General features: G+C 38.6%; 7 protein-coding genes. 2 read left to right on the plus strand and 5 right to left on the minus strand.

The genetic code is table 11. The annotated features are described in order from the left end of the window. Positions 1-162 precede the first annotated feature (162 nt). Complete coding sequence (locus V7161_RS16805; protein ID WP_335714109.1) at positions 163-846, minus strand: ArsR/SmtB family transcription factor; 684 nt, start codon at positions 844-846, stop codon at positions 163-165. A gap of 91 nt (positions 847-937) precedes the next feature. Here V7161_RS16805 and V7161_RS16810 point away from each other — a divergent pair, with 91 nt between their 5' ends. Next, the gene (locus V7161_RS16810) at positions 938-1,546 is read left to right on the plus strand and encodes a flavin reductase family protein (RefSeq protein WP_335714110.1); all 609 of its coding nucleotides are present in this window, start codon (positions 938-940) and stop codon (positions 1,544-1,546) included. 329 nt (positions 1,547-1,875) lie between these two features. Here V7161_RS16810 and V7161_RS16815 read toward each other — a convergent pair whose 3' ends face one another. The 4 genes from V7161_RS16815 to V7161_RS16830 all read right to left on the minus strand — a co-directional run bounded on the left by V7161_RS16815 (position 1,876) and on the right by V7161_RS16830 (position 6,385). Then, positions 1,876-2,541 (minus strand): carbonate dehydratase, encoded by a 666-nt coding sequence (locus V7161_RS16815; RefSeq protein WP_335714111.1) that lies wholly within the window; start codon positions 2,539-2,541, stop codon positions 1,876-1,878. 324 nt (positions 2,542-2,865) lie between these two features. Then, positions 2,866-3,432, minus strand: coding sequence for an MOSC domain-containing protein (locus V7161_RS16820; protein WP_335714112.1), 567 nt, complete (start codon positions 3,430-3,432; stop codon positions 2,866-2,868). Between the two features lie 374 nt (positions 3,433-3,806). Further along, a complete protein-coding gene (locus V7161_RS16825) occupies positions 3,807-4,958 on the minus strand; it encodes a Xaa-Pro peptidase family protein (protein ID WP_335714113.1) in 1,152 nt (383 codons plus the stop codon). A 200-nt stretch (positions 4,959-5,158) separates the two neighbouring features. After that, on the minus strand, positions 5,159-6,385 hold the full coding sequence (locus V7161_RS16830; RefSeq protein WP_335714114.1) for an MFS transporter: 1,227 nt from the start codon (positions 6,383-6,385) through the stop codon (positions 5,159-5,161). Between the two features lie 200 nt (positions 6,386-6,585). Between V7161_RS16830 and V7161_RS16835 the strand changes: the two genes are divergently transcribed. Beyond that, on the plus strand, positions 6,586-7,461 hold the full coding sequence (locus V7161_RS16835) for a LysR substrate-binding domain-containing protein (RefSeq protein WP_335714115.1): 876 nt from the start codon (positions 6,586-6,588) through the stop codon (positions 7,459-7,461). The last annotated feature ends 464 nt before the right edge of the window (positions 7,462-7,925 follow it).

Consider the following 7,925-nt stretch of genomic DNA (forward strand, 5'->3'; position numbering starts at 1 on the left):
TTTATTAGGGGCTTGACCACAGGCAACGGAATGATGAAATAGAGAGGGTATCCCTTTGGGTACCTTCAATTCTTGCTTTACTAGAAATGCACCAAAAACTGAAGGAATTTTCTCATGGATTTAATGATGTTCGTGTAAGCCACAAGAACTGTCCCCATGGTTTTAACTAAGATGGATGGATAATCGCTTTGCCAGTTCCATTCTTCCTTTGGGAGTGACCTTTACGGCACGAGTTTGCGGCATACGTGAAAACCACTCAAGTTCAAGCATCTTTTCTAGTAAAGCATTCCCCAAAGCTCCAGCAATATGGTGCTGCCGTTCGGTCCAATCTAAGCAGCAACGGGCAAACGTCCTTCGTTTATTAGTAAGCTCCTCCTCATTAATCCCAAACTCTTTTAAAAAACAAGCCCCCTTTGTGGTTACTTCAAAATTCATCTCTTTTTTTAATAGTATACCTTGTTGAACGAATGAATTAGTGATTTGTACACCAACATAACCCGCTAAATGGTCATAACAGGTTCTAGCAAAATGGATTGCACTCTTTTCTCTAGCCTCTTTGAAGGAATTGACTGAGGCGCTCGGTGATATATTTAATAATTGCTCTATTACCTTCGCAACTTCGCTGTTTTTCAACTTATAATAACGATGCCTTCCGTGCTTTTCAACGCTTACAAGATTTGCATCAAGCATTTTAAGCAGATGGAAACTTGCTGTCTGTGGTGTTACTTTAGCTATATTTGCAAGTTCACTGCTAGGGTGGACCGTTCCGTCCATTAGACTAATTAATATTAAAGACCTAGTGGGGTCAGATAATAGTGAAGCAATTTTTGAGATATCTGGATTCATTTTTTTCCCCCTTGCAATCATATTTCGATGAACATGGAATTATTGAAGTTTTACAATTACAGTGTAACTCATACTTTAGGAGTGAATCAAAATGAACATTGTTAACTTTAAAGAAATCAAGCCAAAAATCATGTATTACGGGACACCAACGCTGCTCTTAACTACACTAAATGAGGATGGCTCAACCAATATTAGCCCTATGTCTTCATCATGGGCTCTAGGGGACTGTATTGTTCTTGGAATTGGGTTAGGTGGCAAAGCAATTGAAAATCTAAAAAGGCATAAGGAATGTGTAATCAATTTACCTAGTCCCAATCTATGGAGAAATGTTGAAAGAATCTCTTCCTTTACGGGTATAAGAGAAATTCCTGATTATAAAAAAGAGATTGGATTTACCTTTAAAAAAGATAAATACCAGGCAGCGGAATTAACACCTTTAAAGTCAAAAACAGTCCTGCCAACACGAATAAAAGAATGCCCAATACAGATTGAAGCAGTGGTCAAGGATATTCGCATACCAGAATATAACTCACTATTTGCTATTGTAGAGACACAAGTGTTACACTTCCATGCAGCAGAAAATATTGTTCAAAATGAAAATTATATTAATCCGGTTGAGTGGAGCCCGCTCATTTATAATTTCAGACATTATTTTGGTCTAGGAAGAGAGATAGGAAAAACTTTTCGTTCTGAGACCTAAAGCCACGGGGACGGTTCTCTTGGTTCTGATGAGATTAGTTAAAACCAGAGGAACCGTCCCTCTGGTCTTTTACGCCTTAGCTATACACAATTTCATTATCTTCACGTTTTTCATACTGCTCCCAAAACTTTTCTGCAATTAGGTCCTACGCAAAGTGAGTACCAGGAGTTACAACACCGCCAATATATCATAAAAAAAGAACTTCTCCATTCTAATGTTATTCCTATATCAATGGTTATGAAATCCTGCGATTAAAGAGCCTCTACGAACATGATTCTCTTATAAAACGAAGTCAAACTGTTGTTGGCAAATAAAAAGGCAGTTTGTTTTCAGCAGGATAACCCGCATGAACATCTATTTTCACCAAAAAACAATGAATAGGCTGAAGGAAATTCCTGATTGACCCTTTGTACTTCCTTAGCAAATTTCTCCTCACTTATAGGAACTTGGGATAATACATTTGCTTTTTCCTGTGTATCAATGCTGGCTCCTGGAGGTACAAAGCTATAGGGCTTAAGCTTTACCCCGCCCGTAACAACTGAACCTTTGGAAACAAAGCTGCCCTCACCTATCCAAGCGTTATAAACAATTGCATTAAATCCAATAAAAACATGATCATCAACTCGACATGGCCCATGAATCATGGACCCGTGGGCACAAGATACCCCATCGCCAATATAGATCGAAAACTTCATACTGTTAACCTCCATGTATTTATTTTTCAACCCATGAAGGATTACCCCATCCTGCAAATTAGTATTCCTCCCAATATAAAAAGGAGTTCCTTCATCAGCACGAAGACTTACGAATGGAGCAATATAAGTATTTTTCCGAATGGTAACGTCCCCGACGATAAAAGTAAAGGGACTTAAGAAAGCGGTTTTGCTGATTGTTGGATACTTTAAAGAGGGGTTAGCAGATGTTTGGGGATTGGGACCTACAAAGTAACTATAAATATTTAGGGGGTAAAATTGATTACTTGGATGATTCCACATTTTTTCTCCTTTCAAGTGAAAACTTTTTATTTAATAAAAATACGTAAGTTTTCTGAATTTAATACCTGATTAAAACGCGTTTCCTAATAAAAGAAAACGGATTTCCTCAAAACCACAGGAACGGTTCTCTTGGTTTCTGATGAGGTTGGTTAAAGCCAGAGGAACCGTCCCCCTAGTCTTTTACGCCTTAGCTATACACAATTCATTCTCTTCGCGTTTTTCATACAGTACCAGGAGCAACAGCACCGCCAATAGAAGCCGTACCAACAAAAATGCCTTGAGGCTTTAGTTCTTCTGCCAGCGTAAAGGCTATGGTACGCTAATTTAAACGCGTTCAAGCTTTTTAAATGTTTGAGGAGGGAATTCAACACGGATGGTATCACCTGGTTTTACTTCTCCACTCTGCAAAATTACTCCCATTATTCCTGCTTTTCTTATAAGATTTCCGTCTGAATCCTTATCCAAAACAGCCTTTAAAAGACCAGGTTTAAAATTATCAATTTGAGCACAAGGATTGCGTAAGCCTGTTACTTTAATAATTGCAGACTCACCTATAGATAATATCGTGTCAGTTGGTAATTCAAGAAGATTTATTCCGAGTGTTGTAATGTTTTCACCCATTTGTCCAGGTTTAATAGTAAAATGGTCTGCTAACTCTTCGAATAACTCATTTTGAATTAAATGCACTTGTCTTAGGTTCGGTTGATTTGGATTTTGTGCCACTCTCGAGCGATGTTTAACCGTTGAGCCAAAGTGTGCATCGCCTTCAACCCCTAATCCCTTCACTAATTTTATAATCTCTTGATTTTCTTTACTAAACGAATGGTTCTTACATAAACTAACCGCTATGACTGTTCCTAAAATTGAACTCTCTTCTTTTTTATCAAACATTCAATTCTCATAGCCTCCTTTATTAAACTTCCTGTTGTTCATATTCAATAAAGGTTTTATTTTTCCTACTTCCAACCTGATTCTTTGGCACAAAAAGAAAAGCCGCCAAAATGACAGCTCCGTTCTTGAACTCTTGCACCCTTAGTTGAAGAAGAAAAGGGTAGCTTATTCAACAATCGCGCCCGATTATGGAATTAGAATAACATATTTCTTTGTCTGCCTATTTTACATAATGAGATTAATATGAAATGAAAAAGGATCTCCTTTAATACTATTTTTTGAACTAAATGATACATCATACTTCTTCTATCGGGTTATATTCCATAAACTGTATCTAAAGCGAATTTCTTTTTCCTGACCATGCTCATAATCTACTATTTATAGGCTATAGGACTAAAAATTAATTCTTCGATGGTACGCGGACACTCGGTTAGCATTTCATATCCATTTTTTGTAACAAGGATTGTGTCCGAATGGCGGAAGCCTCCTATCCCAGGAACATAAATACCGGGTTCGACCGTAAATGTCATCCCCTCTTGTAATATGAAGTTATCATCAAAACGGAAGAACGGGGCCTCATGGACGGCTATACCGATACTATGTCCGGTACGATGAACGGCATATTCACCATACCCTGCCTCTTGGATAACTGAGCGTGCTGCGGCATCTACATCACTTGTCTTTACACCTGCTTTGATAATCTCAAGCGCGGCTCTTTGGGCATTCACCATCACTCTGAACAATTCTCTTTGTTTAGCAGTTGGCTCCCCAACAAAGCAAGTTCGTTCACATTCACCTTTATATCCATCAAGCGAAGTAATTCTTGTAATAATTAATCCATCACCTAAATCTATCTTTATCAAATTTGAAAACACGTGAGGCAGAATCGTGCGTTCTACTCCAGATGGACTCATTCCTCCAGTAAAAAGGCTTGAGTCGGGATAAAGGTTGGAGGCCTCTTGATAAAAAGCACTGGCTGCAGCCTCTTCAATATCCCGTTCAGTCACTCCTACCTTAAGAGCTCGAAATGCTGCTTGTACCGAGCCCACCGCTAATGAGCATACTTGGCGCATTTTTTCTAATTCCTTCTCATCTTTAATTGCCCGATTTTTAATCATTTCGGAAGTAACATCTGTTAATTTCCAGTTTTCTCTCTGGAAGATATTTGCTAATTCTAAAGGTAAGGAGCGAGACTCAATTCCGAGTCTTCTTTCTCCATTTAGAGCTTGTAAACATTTTATTATCAATGCAATCGGATCATTACCCTGCATTGCTTTTTCAGGATGCTCATAATATACAATTAACTGATCAAATTCTGCATTTAATTTAGCATGCTCTTCCTCTAGACCAGGAACAATTAAGATACAGTCATTCTTGGTCACTATAGTGAAAATTGGACGGGAATAAGTAATTATTTCAAATCCAGTCATGTAACACTGGTTATTTGGATCAGTCAATAATACAGCTGTAAGTTTCTCCTTTTCCATAAAACCTCGTAACTTGTCTAACCGTTTGTTAAAATTCATTAGATCAGCCCCTTAAAATTCTTCTTTTAAACCTTTTACCCTTACAAAACAGTCCTGCGTCTTACCAGAGAAAATTTAAATCAGATATTCTGATAATTAAATCAGGAAACGCTTTCAAAATTGTCTTTCTTTTTGAAAAACAAATAACACAACAATAACAAATGATAAACAACAATGATGAAAACCAAATTTCAATGAATTTAGGCCGTCTTCGATCCAGCATGATTTTGTACAATATCGTTACGCACATTCCCAAGGAGAAGACCCATAATAAGAGACAAAATAGTGCCTACAATCAAATAGCTGAACGCGATGTAATAAGATCCGTTGAACAGCTGAATCAAAGCACCCATAACTGCTGGAGTGATAAATGCTGCTAGATTCGCTCCAGTATTTATCATTCCAAAAGCGCTTCCCATGATCGTAGAGGGCAACAACCTCAATGGCACAGCCAAAATGCCCATGTATGCAATCTGAAGGAAGAAAGCCGCCATGTTTTGGAAGAGGATTGTCATTGTCAGAGATTCAACATTGAACATGCCGAAAATACAAATGGCTGATAGTAAATTGCCATAGACGATCAATAGTTTCTCACGGTTCACAAAGACTTTGTCAACCAGCCACCCTCCAACCAAGTAACCAATCATCCCTGCAATTGCCGGAAGGGATGAGTAAATCCCAGTATCAAGCAAATTGAGTTTACGGACATTCATGAGATAGGAAGGCACCCAGCTAGTCAGTCCCCAAATCGCAGTATACAATCCAAACAGAGCCACCATGATTTTCCACATGGAAGGGGATTTCAGCAGGGAAACAAAGGATACTTTCCCTTCTTGCTGCTTGATTTCACTAGGACCGGTTTTGTCTGACCGGAGAAATAGCATGTACAGCAGGACGGTAATCCCCCCCATAATTCCAAGGCATATATACACGTTTCTCCAACCTATTTGCGTAATGAAGTAGGCTCCCGCTATACTTGCCACGAACCCACCCAATACGATTGCGACAAGTAATACTGACTGTGTACTAGATCTTTTTTCAGGGCTCACATTCTCACTCATTAGCTTGGTTGCTGCTCCTGGAAACGCCCCTTCTCCCAATCCAAAGAAAAATCGGATAACCAAGAGAGAAGTGACCGACCAAGCCACACCCGACAAACCGGCAAACAAGGAGAACACTAGGATTGTTACAATAATGGCCATTTTGGACCCGTATCGGTCTGCTAACAAACCTCCTGGTATTTGCATGAGTGTATAGCCTAAATAAAAAATGCTTAGCACGATCCCAAATGTTGCTGCATCCATTTCTAATTCTTTTCCAATAGGTAAAATTGCTAGGTTTATGAACATACGATCAATGGAAGATATAAACCATCCTAGGAAGAGTAGTACAATAATCCCCTTTTGTTTTGACAACCCTGCATTCAAACTTTTCGCCTCCCTGCTATATACCTTTAAAGTAAAAATATCTTTCGTTCTCCTCCTTAATTCACTGGAATTTTTCGAAACATGTCCTTACAAAATCAACTTTAAGGTTATTATATAAATAAAGAAAGAATTGTTGAAATACTTGGAATTATCTATAATGATACTTAATAAGTATTATTTGAAAAATAGGAGGGGAAAAAGTGGAGCTCAGACATATTCGATATTTCGTAGCACTTGCGGAAGAACTTAACTTCAGTCGTGCATCTGAACGTTTGCATATTGCCCAGCCCCCGCTTAGTAGACAAATTCAACAGTTGGAAGAGGAAGTCGGCGTTCGCCTGTTTTATCGGACCAATCGACGGGTTGAATTGACCCATGCAGGGAAGGCTTTTCTGGAAAAGGCCTATCAAATGCTGGATCTAGTTGAAGAAGCATGTGACACCGCAAGAATGTCTGCAAGAGCAGAACATGGGAAACTAGTAATCGGTTTCACCGGGACTGGAGAAAATATCCTCCCCATAGTACAGATGTATCGGGCAAAGTACCCTTCGGTCAACTTGGATCTACAGCTAATGGGTACAACTGCCCAACTTCATGCGTTACATGGGAATAAGATTGATGTCGGACTTCTCACCCCACCTGTTAATAGCGAACAGCTAATCGTAAAAAACTATATGCATGTACCTATACAAGCCATGCTGCCCGAGAAACATCCTTTGGCCATGAAAGGGGGACCCATTTCTATAACAGATTTGGCAAACGAATCATTTGTTATTACCCCCCGGGTGATTGGACCGGGATTCTACGATGTGGTTACAAAAATCTGTCATCAAGCTGGGTTTTCTCCAAAGATCACGGTTGAGACTCATGACATCCAAACGGTTATAACTCTTGTATCCATGGGGATGGGGGTTTCCCTTTCTGCTAAATGTCAAACACATAATACTGGAGTTGTCTTCAGGGAACTTGTGGATACGTCAATTACTTTGGATTTAGCAATAGCATACCGTCATGATGAGAAATCTGAGGTGTTGCATTCATTCCTCGATATGTTTTTCGATTATTATTCGATATAAAATGATGAAAGCCGCCTATCATTCGATAAGTGGCTTTCTATTGATTCTTTATTTTTTTCCTTGTAAGACCTTTAGCCGTTCACCCTTTTCATTAATACAAACACACGACGAACCAAACCATTTCCGCAAATAGTATAAGCCCCCTTTTTTATAAATTAACTAATTCCACTGCTTTTATTTTCCTTCAAAACTTACTGATACAAATAGAGCCTTAGGGCAAGTTATTGCTGCCAATATTTTTGACTTTTTTTATTGTTTCTTTCGATAAAATTCAATATGGAATATACTAATCAATCGATTGATTAAAACAGCTGCAAATACTGATATATAAAGATTCAATCCTACCAAGCAGGAAAGAAGATTGTCGAGAACCACATGCGAATACTACAGATAAAAAACCACCATTCCGCAATACTTGACTCGTTTCTCTTAAACTTACATCGTTCTGTTATAATTCCAACTTT

Source organism: Neobacillus drentensis (genome assembly GCF_036965425.1).
Classification (GTDB): domain Bacteria; phylum Bacillota; class Bacilli; order Bacillales; family Cytobacillaceae; genus Neobacillus; species Neobacillus drentensis_F.